Genomic DNA, 13,343 nt, shown 5'->3' on the forward strand with positions numbered 1-13,343 from the left:
TAACTATTTCGTAGTGACAATGACCGCACAGTTTTTTCCTGCATGTTTGGCTTGGTACATCGCCATATCTGCTTGATGCATTAATTCATCGAGATGGGTGTGTGCAGAGCGCTCTACAATCCCCCCGATACTAATGTTTATTTGGTCATAAACCTGTGGTGCGACCTCGATCGGAGCTTGCAGCGTCTGGATGAGTTTGTTGGCCAATTGTTCTGGCTGGTTGAGATGCTTGTCATTGTGCAATAGCACGGCGAACTCATCTCCGCCTAATCGGCAAAGTAGTGCATTATTGCCAAAGGTTTTGGTCATCATCTCCGCAACGTGGATCAATGCCTTATCTCCGGTCGCATGGCCGTATCTGTCGTTGATAGATTTAAAATCATCAAGGTCGATATAAATCAAACATAACGGCTTTTGCCATTTCGTATAGGAACGAATGAGCTGCTCAGATTTACTCCTAAATGCCCAGCGATTGAGTAAATTAGTCAAGCTATCGTAGTGCGCAAGGTGATATATTCGCTTGTCGTCACGATATTTGCGCAGTTGATAGTGGGTGATTAGGGCGGCAAGAATCGAGCTAATAAGAAGGCCAAGAACAAACAGCGTAGAGTGCGAAATCAGTGCATTATGCAGGTTTAACTGCTGGTTAAACGGACTAAACGAAACCAATTTCCATCTTGTTGAATCATTGCCATTAACGTGATATTCCTGAAAACAATAAGGGTTATCACGGCCAAGACTGCCTACAGACTCGATTGTCATGAGGCCGTTTGTGGTTTCAAATTGACCTTTTTGAGTTTGTTTTATTTGTTCGGCAACCGTAGGAAACTGCGCATAAATAGTTGCTGATTTTGATGCGTCGAACATGAAGGCGAATTCAAGCTCAGGTTTGGCACGGTTGTACAAAAACTCACCAGCACTATTAACCAGCATATAGTTAGTACCACTATTAAGATTAAACAGCTCAAGCCCGTCCAACAGGTAATGTGCTAAATAGTTGATGATCACGACACCTTGTTTAGTACCCGATTCATCAAATACTGACGTTGCGATGCGAATCATTGGCTTGAATGGTATTTCAATTTGACCATGTTCCATATTGAGGTCGAGAGGGGAAACATAGATCTTACGGCAGCCGAGCCGCAGTACTTCATCGAAATAGTAACGGTGTTGTTTATTTTGCAGTGCCTCTTTAGGCACGATAGTCGGTACCCCATCATTGAAATTGATGCGAACGACTTCATTGCCTTTTATATCGAGATAGCGGATTTGGTCATAGATCTCTTTACGATGGCTAATCACTTTAAGGGCATTGGCAAACTGGTGAAGTTGCCACTGTTTTTGTTCACTATCTGGTAGAGCCGCGGTCTGATAGATCTTCCGCTGCGTCAAAATATCTGCCAGTAATGCGGTTTCTTTTACCACTGAGCTCATTACCCACTCGATGTAATCTTTTTTACCTTCCAGTAGCGCTTTTTGTTGCACTTGAATATTACTGGCACGTGTCTCCATCTCCGAATTTAGGTCGTAGTAAAAAATGGCGATAAACATGCAATTCAATAAGAGAAAGATTGCGATGAATCGAGAAATGTAAAAACGGAATTCAGAGATAGGTAAACGGTTCATTCAGTGGTTATAGTTTGTCGTTGGCGGGTGGGGAAAAAGCAGAAGATTATAGGTAGCAGGCTGGGGTTTGGGTAGTGAAATATGCAAAAAACTGAGTATTCTCAATAGCAAAGAGTTATTGGTTTTTGGAATCTTACGAAGTAATCGTTTCCTATAAAAAAACCAGCGCATTTCAGCGCTGGTTTTATTAGTAGAGGCTCAGTTGAGGGCTAGCCCAGCATACTAAAACCGCAGATGGTAAAGAGTACCGTTGCCATTATCCCGGTCACGATCGCGTAGGGGAATTGAGTTCGGATATGATCGATATGGTCGTTTTTCGTCGCCATAGAAGAGACAATACCGGTATCACTGATTGGAGATGTCATGTCACCGAAAATTGCACCAGAGATGGCAGCTCCAATCATCAATTGTGGTTCAATACCGACTGCGGCGCCAATCTGAATACCGATTGGGATCATGATGGAGAAGGTGCCCCATGATGTTCCGGTAGAGATCCCCATCACAACGGCAATTAAAAATACGAAGGCAGCTGAGAAACCGGAAGGGATCACGCCGTCGATCGCTTGGGTAATGTAGGCACCGGTATTGAGATCACCCGAGATGTTACCCATTAAGAAAGCCAGTGTCATGATCGCACCAAGTGGGATCATCGAGGCGTAGCCATCAAATAAGTGAGTAAAAAAGCTGTCGATGGTCAAAAGCTTCTTACCAACGAAGTAAATAAATGAGCACAGCGTTCCTAGCATCACGCCCCAAAAGACAGAGGTTGAGCCTGAGCCATTGGAAATGTCGCCTCCACCAGTAATGTACAAACCAATCGGAACCATCAAGATGGTGGGAATCAGCGGAACTAAAAAGTTAAGCAGTGATTCTTTATCCTGAGCCGACTCGACAATGCTCACATCGTCTTCCGATGTGATCGGGAAAGCGCCGTCACGCAGTTCTTTACCACTGGCGGCTCTGACTTCCGATTCACCCATTGAGCCCCATTTGAAACCCGATAGGATATAAAACAAAACGGACGCTAGCGATAGCCAGGCCATGAAGTTGTACACCATTGAACCCGCTAAAATGGCAAAGGGTTCGCCATCAAGAAATCCTTTCGAGACTTGAACGCCGATAACGCCCATCATTGCTGCGCCCCAACCATTGATCATAATACTCGAGCACACAGACACACACGAAGCTTGAATAACATAAGCCATCTTTTCGCGTGATACGCCGTAGCGCTTGGCCAACTCACTGGTGGATGTGCCTGCGGCCATGATAGAAATTGATGATTCAATGAAAATGACACTGGTAATGAACATTGCCAGTAATTGAACTGCTTTTTTGTTGTTGATGATGTTGGCTTTTTCGGTCAAATAACGCACTAGCGCTTTAGTGCCGCCTGTGACTTGGATAAGACGGATCAGTCCGCCAACCATAAAGCAGAACAAAATGGTTCTTGTTGAACTGGCTGAGGCAAAAATGCCGACAATACCATCTAATGTCGATTCCACGCCGAGTAGCGGATTAAAGCCATTTAGCACAGTGAAGCCGACAAAAATACCTGCCAGTAAAGATAGAATCACCTGTCTGGTCACAATCGCCAGACCAATCGTAACCAAGGGGGTAATAATGGTCCAAATACCGTAATCAACCATTGCTTAACCCTCTAATGCTTGTTGTAGATCGTCGATAAGGTCATCAGCATCTTCGATACCAATCGAAAGACGTAAGGTTTCAAAGTAAATCCCCATCGCTTCTCGCTCTTGTTTTGGTACCGAACCATGTGACATTGAAGCGGTGTGATTGATCATGCTCTCTACGCCACCTAATGATTCTGCTAACACGAAATAACGTAGTTTAGCGATGAACTGTCTTACTTGTTCTTCACCACCGGCAAGTCGAATAGTGACAACCGCCCCTCCGGTTTTCATCTGACGTTGACACAATGCATGCTGTGGATGAGATGCGAGACCTGGGTAATGAACTTCCGTGATCTTCGGGTGATTTTCTAAGAACTTTGCGACTTTTAGTGCGTTAGCACAGTGACGTTCCATGCGAACATCCAGGGTTTTTAAGCCGCGTAGTGCAAGATAAGAATCAAATGGTGAAGCGATAGCGCCGACCGTGGTCTTATAAGCGTTGATTTGGGCTGCTAATTCCGGGTTATTGGTAATCAAAGCGCCGCCAATAACATCGGAGTGACCACCAATGTATTTGCTCGTAGAGAGCATCACCATATCAGCACCAAGATCAAATGGGCGTTGGTTCCACGCAGTCGAGAAAGTGTTATCGACACAAGTGTTAATATTATGTTGTTTGGCTAGATCACAGATCGCTTCAACGTCGACCAGTTCTAGCAATGGGTTTGTTGGCGTTTCAATCCAAATCAATGCCGTGTTATCGCGAATTTCAGCAGTAACGGCATCGAGATCGTTTAAGTTCACATAGCTAAATTCTAAGCCAGAGGTACGAGTACGTAAGCTTTCAAATAAGCGATACGTTCCACCATAAACGCTAGACATTACAATCACATGCGCATCTTTAGATAGCACCTCTAAAGCAAGTGATGTTGCCGCCATGCCAGACGCGGTGGCCGTAGCATAAATGCCACCTTCAAGCTCGGCTAATGCCGTTTCGTAAGCATTGCGTGTTGGGTTGCCGCAGCGTGAATAGAAAAACTCACCACTCTCACCGAGATTCGGTTGAATGAATGAGCTTGCGGTCACGATTGGTGGAAAGATGGCATTGTTGCCTTTATCTGTCTGATTTCCGCCGTGGATGGCAATGGTGGCAATTTTATTGCTTTTCATAAGACGTCCTTGCTTACTCTGGTGTGAGTAAACATAAAAATAAAGTAGGTGCTTTGGTCGCTATTTTAATCTGTAACAGTGGCAAGGAGTAAGCGTTTTATTCTTCCCGTTAGGGTAAGAATGGCTTTTATGACCGAATTTTGACAGAGGTGTGAGTGATAAAGCAGTACCTTCACTTGTGCTGGGTACTGCTTTATGTGGGAACGGAGATGGCTTAGTGGGTGAAGCGAATGCGCAGACTTTGCTGACTATCGAGTTTGACATTATCGAAGCTGTCGAGCTGGTGGTGTTTGATGAGTGCGCGTAGATTGTCTACGTAGGCTTCACCACGAGTAGAGTAGTGTGATAAGGCTTGCACAAGTGCATGGCCTGTTAGCCTATTTTGCCCACGTAACTGATGGCGTAGTTGCCAAAGTTCTTGGTAGGCACCGGTGGTATTGAGGTTGTGCATATAGCTGGCCGTGCCTTGATAAAGATTATCAAACGCCGCAACTTTGACATGTCCGCCTGGAGTTGTGAGGTATTTACCGCCATGAGCAGGAAGATGTTCACCATACAAGCTATTACCTTTGATGGCGAAATGACTGGTTCCCCAACCACTTTCATCGATGCCTTGCGCTAGCACCATACCGACGGGAATAATATCCACATGCAGCAGAAGATCTTGGATGTTATTCGATTTGACGTTGTATGAAGCATAGAGCTGATTGAGCCATTGCGTTTCACTGCTTGACCACTCGCTTGCAGGTTTATCGGCAAGCGCTTCAATTTGATCGCGAACGGCTAAAACTTGATCGTTAACCGCTTGGATGGTTGGTAGTAGTAAGCGAATAAACCCGGATGTTTTTTGCTCTACCGGCAGGTTGTTGAGATCATCTGGGAGGTTTTCAATAAAGTATGCCGGTAAGCTTGAGCTCTTTGCGACGTTATCCAGTTGGTAATGGTGCTGTTTAAATAGCGTAATCAGTTCTGGTGCTGAGTGCAGCGTTTGCACTTCAATATTTGGGTAAGGTTGGCTGAGCTGATCAGGAGAAAGAGGCAGCTTATCGTGAGCGAGAGTGAACGTTGAAACCAACAGAGAACAACAAGCAAAAGTTGCAAAAACAGGCTTTAATAAGGACATCGTTACCATTCCTTTGTTTATCATTAGGCTTATAAACCTAAATTAGTATAGGCGAACATTATCCTCCCAGAATTCCATATTATGCAAATAGTTACTAGATAGTTGATGAGCTCGTCAGCGTTATGCCCTGAGGAATCCCCTAATGATTTTGATAAAAATCATAAATTTAAGGTAGATGCACATCTTGTCATGTGATCAAATGGTTCTGAGAAAAATCAATAACCAGACAACAAGATGTGCGAACTCGATATTTTACACGACTCTCTTTACCAATTCTGCCCTGAATTGCACTTAAAACGACTCAACAGTTTAACGCTGGCTTGCCACGCATTACTTGAATGTAAAACGCTCACTCTTACCGAACTTGGTCGTAACCTGCCAACGAAAGCCAGAACAAAACATAACATCAAACGAATCGACAGATTGTTAGGTAATCGTCACTTGCACAAAGAGCGACTCGCTGTATACCGTTGGCATGCCAGCTTTATCTGTTCAGGTAATTCGATGCCCATTGTTCTTGTTGACTGGTCTGATATTCGTGAGCAAAAACGGCTTATGGTATTGCGGGCTTCGGTGGCACTACATGGTCGTTCTATTACTCTTTATGAGAAAGCCTTTCCGCTTTCAGAGCAATGTTCAAAGAAGGCTCATGACCAATTTCTAGCCGACCTTGCAAGCATTCTACCGAGTAACACTACACCGCTCATTGTCAGTGATGCTGGCTTTAAAGTGCCATGGTATAAATCCGTTGAAAAGCTAGGTTGGTACTGGTTAAGTCGAGTCAGAGGGAAAGTGCAATATGCAGATTTAGGTGCGGAAAACTGGCAACCTATCAGCAACTTACATAGCATATCCTCAAGTCGCTCAAAGACTTTAGGCTATAAGAGGTTGACTAAGAGCAACCCAATTTCATGTCAAATTGCACTGTATAAATCACGTCCTAAAGGCCGAAAAAATCAGCGTTCGACACGGACTAATTGTCATCATCCGTCACCTAAAATCTACTCCGCTTCGACAAAAGAACCATGGGTTTTAGCGACTAACTTGCCCGTTGAAATCCGAACACCAAAGCAACTTGTTAGGCTCTACTCGAAGCGTATGCAAATTGAAGAAACCTTCCGAGACTTGAAAAGCCCAGCCTACGGTTTAGGCCTCCGTCATAGCCGAACTAGCAGCTCAGAGCGCTTTGATATCATGCTGCTAATCGCCCTAATGCTTCAACTGACATTTTGGCTTGCTGGAGTTCATGGTCAGAAACAAGGTTGGGATAAGCACTTCCAAGCTAACACTGTCAAAAATCGAAATGTACTCTCAACAGTGCGCTTAGGGATGGAAGTTTTGCGGCATTCTGGCTACACAATAACGAGGGAAGACTTGCTCGCGGCTGCAACCCTGCTTGCTCAAAATCTATTCAAACATGGTTGTGCTTTGGGGAAATTATGAGGGGATCCCTCAGCGTTATGCCTTTCTATCTACCTTCTGACCACTTGATGTATATTGAATAAATCACTGTTAATGGTCGCGACGGTATATTCAAATGGTGTGCCATCATCAAAAGAAACCAGTTCACGCAGTTCAATCATTGCTTGCCCTTCGTCGACTTTGAGTAATTGAGCGAGCCCAGCATCGCTAAGGTTGAAGGCAGAAATATCTTGCTCTCTTAACTGGACTTTCTTGCCTGTTAATTGCTCCATATAACTGTATTTTGATTCTTCGACTTTATTGAATTCAAATGAATCACAAACGTTGATTGGAATATGAATTTTTTCGAATGAAACAGGCATGTTGCCAAAACTCATTAGCCTCTCAAGGTAATAAATTTTTTCATTCGGTTTTATTCTAAGAGCGTGAGCGATTTGCACCGAAGGAACTTCAATAATCGCACTGGAAAGTACTTGGCGAACAGCGCTTTGCCCGGCTTGCTGAGCTTGGTGGTCGAATGGAGAGAGAACATGGAAATTGCCGCTGCTTTGTTTGTTTGGTGCACCGACGTAAAGGCCTGAACCGTTAACGCGATAGATACTGCCTTTTTCAACCAAATAACGTGTTGCTTCTCGGACGGTCGCTCGAGTAATACCTAAGGCTTTAGCTATTCCTGATTCGGTATCGAGCTTTTCACCTGCCGGTATTTTATTGTCAGCAATTTTGCTTTCAATAAACTCGACAACAATTTGCTTTTTGCCTGTTAACGCTAACGTCATAAGTATTCTATTTATTTATATACGACTAGAAAATAAGGAAAAATTTGAGCTAAGATCAAACTGACGACTGGGTCTAGATAAAACCAGTCGTCAGTATAAGTGACACTAAGCATTTAAAAAAGCCATTTAGATTTCATCAATGAAACCTAAATGAAACAAAGATTAACGCTTATTTAGAACTTCTAGGCAGAATTCGGTAATTTTCGCTGCGCTGATACCATAAGTTTCTTTTAAGAAATCCAATGAGCCAACTTGGCCATATTGTTCTTGTACGCCGAGTTTATGGAACTGTTTTACCGCAACACCAGATGAAAGAAGTTCACAAGCGACAGCATCCCCCAAGCCACCAATGACATTGTGGTTTTCAATGGTAATCACACAGCCTGTTTTAGCCGCGAATTTAGCGACTAACTCACTATCAAGTGGCTTGATTGTGTGCATGTCGATTACAGCAACACTATGACCCGTTTGTGCTTCAATCATATTTGCGGCTTGCATTGCATCGTGCACACAAATACCAGACGCGATAAGGGTAATGGTCTCACCATCTTTTAGTACATTACCTTTACCAATTTCAATATCAGCTTCCGATTGATGTAAGTGTGGAAGATCTTTTCGAGTAGAACGAATGTAGTTAACGCCTTTGTTGTTGTATGCGTAACGCATAGCAGCGCGTAATACATGCTCATCAGACACATCAATCACAGTAGCGTTTGGCACGAGGCGCATTAGACCAGTATCTTCAAATGGCATATGAGTGCCACCGTTAGTGACTGCAGTAACGCCCGCATCACTACCAAAAATATTGATATGTTGCTTCGCGTAACCACCCGCAAGGAAGATTTGATCATAACAACGGCGTGTTGCGAAACAGCCAAATGAATGAACGAAAGGCACTTTACCTACCGCTGCTAGTCCAGCGGCAACACCGATCATATTCGCTTCTGCGATACCACATTGCAGGAAATTATTCGGGAAAGCATCGGCAAATTTACGTGTGCTCATACTGCCCATTAAATCGGCTTCTAATACCATTACGTCATCGTGTTGCTCTGCTAATTCAATTAACATTTCCGCATGAATGACTCGAAGTTCTTTGTTCATTTTAGCTCCTCAATTTTTTTGTCTAACAGAGCGATGTCAGTTTCAATAGCGGCACGAAGTTCATCATCTAGACGTAGGTGGTGGTTAGCTGAAATATTGACAACCGTTTGAATGCCTTGGCCTTTAACCGTATCTAGGATGATGGCGGTCGGGCGATCAGTGGTCGCGAGGGCTTGTTCAATAACATCACAAATAGCGCCTACATTTGCGCCATCAACAGCCAGAGATTGGAAGCCAAAAGCTTCAAACTTTTTCTGTAGGTCGAAAGATTCTTGAATATCAGAAATGTCACCATCTAGTTGGCGCTTGTTGTTATCAACAAAAACAACGAGATTGCTCAGCTTATGGTGGGCAGCAAATTGAATCGCTTCCCAGCATTGGCCTTCTTGTAGCTCACCGTCACCGACGATAGTGAAAACGTTCGATTTTGAACCCGCAGCCATACCTGTCGCGCATGAGATACCTTGGCCCAGAGAGCCAGTGGTCATGTCGACGCCAGGCGTTTTATTCATATCAGCGTGGCTTGGTAGGTTAGTACCATTAGCGTTGATAGTTTGCAGCCAAGAAAGGTCGAAAAACCCACGTAGCGCGAGTGTGGCATACAGTGCTGGGCCAGCATGGCCTTTAGAAAGAACAAATAGATCGCGGTCTTTCATTTGCGGATTTTGTGGGTCGTGTTTTAGGTAGCGACCGTACAAACAAGCTAAGGTTTCAGTGACAGATAGGCAGCCACCAAAGTGGCCGTAGCCCATATTTAATAATGCTTTAGAAAGTTCTTTTTTAATCGATAAATTAAACGATTCGATTTGACGCAGGTCGAGTGGAGACTGCATTTCATTAGTAGGCATAATAACCTCGGAAAATAGGAGAGAGCGGGCTGGGGGAACAGCCCGCTAGGAATTTAGATGTTTTCTGCAGTATCAGCAGATTTCTTGCCTAAGAAGTTAGTGCTTAGTACAGCACCAGCAACAAGTGCGATACCGATGATTACTGCTTCTTTACCAATCATTGCTAGGTAGCCAAGGAAGATACCTGTAACTGCGAAGTCAGAATCAGAGAATGTTGTGTTGGCAAAGCCTAGGTCGCCAAGTACAGGCAGTAGCCATAGTGTTAGGAACGTAATAACCACACCGTTGACGAAAGCACCGATTGCAGCGCCGCGACGACCACCAGTTGCGTTACCAAACACGCCTGCTGTTGCACCAGTAAAGAAGTGAGGAACCACACCTGGAAGGATAAGCGTTAGCTCCATCACACCCAAGATACCCATGCTGACCAAGCCGCCTAAGAAACTACATAGGAAACCGATAAGTACCGCATTTTGTGCGTAAGGGAATACGATAGGGCAATCTAGTGCTGGTTTTGCATTTGGTACCAATTTTTGTGAAATACCGGTAAAGGCTGGTACGATTTCAGCAAGTACTAGACGTACACCTTGTAGGATAACGAATACACCCGCAGCAAAGCCGATTGCAGTCAGAATGGCGTAAACAATTGGGTTTTGGCCATTACTTAGGTTTTCGGTAACAAACTCAGAGCCAGCGGCTAGAACAAGGATTAAGTAGATCACACCCATGGTTAGCGAAATAGAAATTGAAGAGTCGCGAAGGAACACAAGGTTCTTCGGTAGATTCATTTCTTCAGTGCTCTTTGAGCCTTTACCGACTACTTGACCAACGAGAGCCGAAGCAACATAGCCAACCGTTGAGAAGTGACCAAATGCAACATCATCGCTACCGGTGATCTTACGCATGAATGGCTGTGCCATCGCTGGAAACAACACCATGATTAGACCTAAGCTCACTGAACCTAAGAACACCAACATCGCGCCGCTAAAGCCAGCAACACTTAGGATAATGGCAATCATACATGCCATGTACAGAGTGTGGTGACCAGTTAAGAAGATGAACTTAAATTTTGAGTAACGAGCAAAGAAGATATTTGCCACCATACCGAATGCCATGATCATTGAAGTTGCCGCCCCAAAATCCGCCATTGCAGTTGCGTAGATTGCTTCGTTGTTTGGGATCACACCACGAAGGCTGAAGCCTTCTTCCATCAGTACACCCATTGGAGTAACTGCGGCAACCAGAATACCAGCGCCACCGCCGATAACAATGAAGCCAAGAATGGTTTTAATCGTGCCCTTAATAACATCAGAACTCGATTTTTTCTGGATAGCCAAACCTAATAAGGCGACTAAACCAATCAGTATTGCAGGGGTGCTAAGAATATCAGTAATAAAATGGAGCATAATAAGTTCCTTTAGTTACGATTTAAGTAAGCTTCGATTTTTTCTTTCATTGCTGCTTTGTCGGTAATGTTTGGAATTGAAATAACATCACCAGCATGAATACTGTCCGCAAGATCTTTTGTACAAATAAAAACATCAGCCATGTCTGGGGTTACAGAGCCTAAATCGGTATGTTCAACTTCTGCATCGATACCTAATTCACGCATCACTTCTTTAACCTTCATTTCGATCATGAAAGAAGAACCTAGACCAGTGCTACATACAGCCATAATACGCATAGTTTTATCCTCAGAATTTTTTGATTGTTTCAATAATTTGTTGTTTTTCTAGAGCCTTTGACACTTCTAATACATCTTCTTCACTACAGAAGAATTCTGAAATAGAGGTGATCAGCTCGATGTGTTGGTTGCTATCTTTAGCCGCTAGCAACAAAAGAATTTTTACTGGATCGTTATCTTCGCTGTGAAATTCAACGCCATTACGAACCACAAGTAGGGATAGAGCATTATTGTTAACGCCTTGCTCTGGACGAGCGTGTGGCATAGCAATCATCGGGGCAAGAACGTAGTAAGGGCCAAGTTCTAGAGTTGAATTGATGATGGCATCAACATATTCAGGTTGAATATCACCAGACTCAATTAATGGTTGGCATACCAGATGAATGGCATCCTGCCAGTTTGAAATGTCATCAACAATAGAGATGCGCTGTTCAGTAAGGAGAGTTGAAAGCATATGTTTACCTTTATTACGTTAACCTTGATATACACCATCAAAGCTGTCTATACAGGTAATGCTATAAGAGTTAAAAAATAAATAAGGTGATAATTCTCTCAATAATCCAAGGGTTAAAATTTAATTTCCATTGCTGTCTTTGGAATCACAGTTTTGTGTTTATCTCTAATATGTGGGGGTAAACTTGTGAGGTGTGTGGGTTTTATTCGTCAGTACTTGGTGCTATGTGAAATATCAAGGAAGTATTAATTTGAATTAAAAATTAAATTCAATGTTCTAGTTAGGTGGTGGATAAGTGTTGCTAGTGTTGATTTTTTTTTAATAAAAATAACAACAGAAGGAGATGTAAAGAGAAATAAAAGCGGCGAACAGGAATAAATTAAATGGAAGCGATCGGTTTAAGAAGAGGTTGTGGCTATCTGCTCTGTATTTTTTCCATAGGGTGGGTGATTGTACGCGGGTCCATGTGCGACTCAATCATGTTATTAAGCCGTTAATCCATACAGAAATAGACACGACAAAATGAAAAGCCACCATTCATGAATCAATTGATGAATGGTGGCTCGAAAATCGAATGAATTAGTAGTTCGAATCAATCAATACTGCTTCACCATATTTGCCTGCTTGAGGCATTGGATTGTTGGTTGACTGAGCATTGCGTAGGAAACGAATACCTTTTGCACCAACGTGCTGAGCACTCGTAATATCGGCATCAGCATCACCGTAGAACATCGTGATATTTGCCGTTTTCAGTTGTTTTTCTTTCTCTAAACCGCCAGCAAATACAACCGGTTTGATTTGGTCACGGTATTCAGCAGGGAATAGATTGCGAATCAATGTGGTTACGGTTTCTTGACCTTCAGGGGCCGTCCGACCAGTAACAAAATAAACCGTGTCACCATGCTTTAGGTGCATATTTACGAGTTTAAGCGCCGATTTTTTAGGAATAGAGAACTGATCTAAACCAGTACTAGCTTCATTCCAAAATTCTTGATTGTTAAGGTAATCGAAAGAGTTTGGAGAGTATTTTTGTTTACCATAGTAGAACGCAGGTGATGAGAATAGCATGGTGTCATCAATATCTAAGCCCACGGTAATTGGGTGTTTAGGTAGCTCTTTCTGAATATCAGAAACGGTTACCCAATCGATATCTTGGTAAGCTCCAGTGGCTGGAGATTGAGCAATATAAGACTGCATATCAATCGTTTCTAGTGGTGCGGCTGAAACGAAAGATGAACTTAATAGAAGGGCACTGATCGCAAGCGTTAAAGGTTTGGTAAATCGCATGATTGTTCCTTTGGATGAGCGTATTTAAATTTGGATGTCTAGGCCGGTATCGCCTGACGCCCGCAGCTTACTCTTCAGGATATTGGTGTTATGCAGTTCAGATCACAATTTTTATGTAGTGTATTCGTAATGTAATATTGTTGGTTTTTTTCTTGACGTGTCAATGGATGACAAAAGGCATTGAAGAGCCTAAAGATAAAGGGCCATCTAACCAG

The 13,343-nt window shown here is 43.3% G+C and carries 12 protein-coding genes; 1 reads left to right on the forward strand and 11 read right to left on the reverse strand.

Features of this window, described 5'->3' with window-relative positions; translation table 11 throughout:
- Positions 1 to 3 precede the first annotated feature (3 nt).
- From RJD38_RS11045 to RJD38_RS11060, 4 genes are all read right to left on the reverse strand, one after another.
- Positions 4 to 1,626, reverse strand: a complete 1,623-nt coding sequence (locus tag RJD38_RS11045; protein ID WP_065545567.1) for a diguanylate cyclase domain-containing protein — start codon at positions 1,624 to 1,626, stop codon at positions 4 to 6.
- 209 nt (positions 1,627 to 1,835) lie between these two features.
- Positions 1,836 to 3,272, reverse strand: a complete 1,437-nt coding sequence (locus RJD38_RS11050) for a Na+/H+ antiporter NhaC family protein (RefSeq protein ID WP_009387836.1) — start codon at positions 3,270 to 3,272, stop codon at positions 1,836 to 1,838.
- Between the two features lie 3 nt (positions 3,273 to 3,275).
- Positions 3,276 to 4,427 carry a trans-sulfuration enzyme family protein gene (locus tag RJD38_RS11055; RefSeq protein WP_065545566.1) on the reverse strand — a complete coding sequence of 384 codons (1,152 nt, stop codon included), beginning with the start codon at positions 4,425 to 4,427 and terminating at the stop codon, positions 3,276 to 3,278.
- 214 nt (positions 4,428 to 4,641) lie between these two features.
- Complete coding sequence (locus RJD38_RS11060; protein ID WP_065545565.1) at positions 4,642 to 5,550, reverse strand: glucosaminidase domain-containing protein; 909 nt, start codon at positions 5,548 to 5,550, stop codon at positions 4,642 to 4,644.
- Positions 5,551 to 5,784: 234 nt separating this feature from the next.
- Here RJD38_RS11060 and RJD38_RS11065 point away from each other — a divergent pair, with 234 nt between their 5' ends.
- A complete protein-coding gene (locus RJD38_RS11065; RefSeq protein ID WP_032073033.1) occupies positions 5,785 to 6,993 on the forward strand; it encodes an IS4 family transposase in 1,209 nt (402 codons plus the stop codon).
- Positions 6,994 to 7,022: 29 nt separating this feature from the next.
- Here RJD38_RS11065 and RJD38_RS11070 read toward each other — a convergent pair whose 3' ends face one another.
- The 7 genes from RJD38_RS11070 to aphA form a co-directional block, all read right to left on the reverse strand.
- Positions 7,023 to 7,751 (reverse strand): GntR family transcriptional regulator, encoded by a 729-nt coding sequence (locus tag RJD38_RS11070; protein ID WP_005593931.1) that lies wholly within the window; start codon positions 7,749 to 7,751, stop codon positions 7,023 to 7,025.
- 162 nt (positions 7,752 to 7,913) lie between these two features.
- Positions 7,914 to 8,855: a transketolase family protein gene (locus tag RJD38_RS11075; RefSeq protein ID WP_005593932.1), complete on the reverse strand. Its 942-nt coding sequence runs from the start codon at positions 8,853 to 8,855 to the stop codon at positions 7,914 to 7,916.
- Positions 8,852 to 9,703: a transketolase gene (locus RJD38_RS11080; protein WP_065545564.1), complete on the reverse strand. Its 852-nt coding sequence runs from the start codon at positions 9,701 to 9,703 to the stop codon at positions 8,852 to 8,854. Before RJD38_RS11080 ends, RJD38_RS11075 begins: the two co-directional genes overlap by 4 nt.
- Before the next feature lie 53 nt (positions 9,704 to 9,756).
- On the reverse strand, positions 9,757 to 11,109 hold the full coding sequence (locus RJD38_RS11085) for a PTS ascorbate transporter subunit IIC (RefSeq protein WP_009387825.1): 1,353 nt from the start codon (positions 11,107 to 11,109) through the stop codon (positions 9,757 to 9,759).
- An 11-nt stretch (positions 11,110 to 11,120) separates the two neighbouring features.
- Positions 11,121 to 11,387 (reverse strand): PTS sugar transporter subunit IIB, encoded by a 267-nt coding sequence (locus tag RJD38_RS11090; RefSeq protein ID WP_005593935.1) that lies wholly within the window; start codon positions 11,385 to 11,387, stop codon positions 11,121 to 11,123.
- Between the two features lie 10 nt (positions 11,388 to 11,397).
- Entirely contained in the window at positions 11,398 to 11,841 is a 444-nt protein-coding gene (locus tag RJD38_RS11095) for a PTS sugar transporter subunit IIA (protein ID WP_005593936.1), read from the reverse strand.
- Positions 11,842 to 12,420: 579 nt separating this feature from the next.
- Entirely contained in the window at positions 12,421 to 13,128 is a 708-nt protein-coding gene (aphA, locus tag RJD38_RS11100; protein WP_065545563.1) for an acid phosphatase AphA, read from the reverse strand.
- Positions 13,129 to 13,343 lie beyond the last annotated feature (215 nt).

The sequence above is a fragment of the Vibrio scophthalmi genome (genome assembly GCF_040869025.1).
GTDB lineage: Bacteria > Pseudomonadota > Gammaproteobacteria > Enterobacterales > Vibrionaceae > Vibrio > Vibrio scophthalmi.

Excerpts from the sequence above, each read along its gene's own strand:
- RJD38_RS11090 (WP_005593935.1), bottom strand. The coding sequence starts at position 11,387 with ATGCGTATTATGGCTGTATGTAGCACTGGTCTAGGTTCTTCTTTCATG.
- aphA (WP_065545563.1), bottom strand. The coding sequence starts at position 13,128 with ATGCGATTTACCAAACCTTTAACGCTTGCGATCAGTGCCCTTCTATTA.
- RJD38_RS11055 (WP_065545566.1), bottom strand. The coding sequence starts at position 4,427 with ATGAAAAGCAATAAAATTGCCACCATTGCCATCCACGGCGGAAATCAG.
- RJD38_RS11065 (WP_032073033.1), top strand. The coding sequence starts at position 5,785 with ATGTGCGAACTCGATATTTTACACGACTCTCTTTACCAATTCTGCCCT.
- RJD38_RS11050 (WP_009387836.1), bottom strand. The coding sequence starts at position 3,272 with ATGGTTGATTACGGTATTTGGACCATTATTACCCCCTTGGTTACGATT.
- RJD38_RS11095 (WP_005593936.1), bottom strand. The coding sequence starts at position 11,841 with ATGCTTTCAACTCTCCTTACTGAACAGCGCATCTCTATTGTTGATGAC.
- RJD38_RS11045 (WP_065545567.1), bottom strand. The coding sequence starts at position 1,626 with ATGAACCGTTTACCTATCTCTGAATTCCGTTTTTACATTTCTCGATTC.
- RJD38_RS11060 (WP_065545565.1), bottom strand. The coding sequence starts at position 5,550 with ATGTCCTTATTAAAGCCTGTTTTTGCAACTTTTGCTTGTTGTTCTCTG.
- RJD38_RS11070 (WP_005593931.1), bottom strand. The coding sequence starts at position 7,751 with ATGACGTTAGCGTTAACAGGCAAAAAGCAAATTGTTGTCGAGTTTATT.
- RJD38_RS11080 (WP_065545564.1), bottom strand. The coding sequence starts at position 9,703 with ATGCCTACTAATGAAATGCAGTCTCCACTCGACCTGCGTCAAATCGAA.
- RJD38_RS11085 (WP_009387825.1), bottom strand. The coding sequence starts at position 11,109 with ATGCTCCATTTTATTACTGATATTCTTAGCACCCCTGCAATACTGATT.
- RJD38_RS11075 (WP_005593932.1), bottom strand. The coding sequence starts at position 8,855 with ATGAACAAAGAACTTCGAGTCATTCATGCGGAAATGTTAATTGAATTA.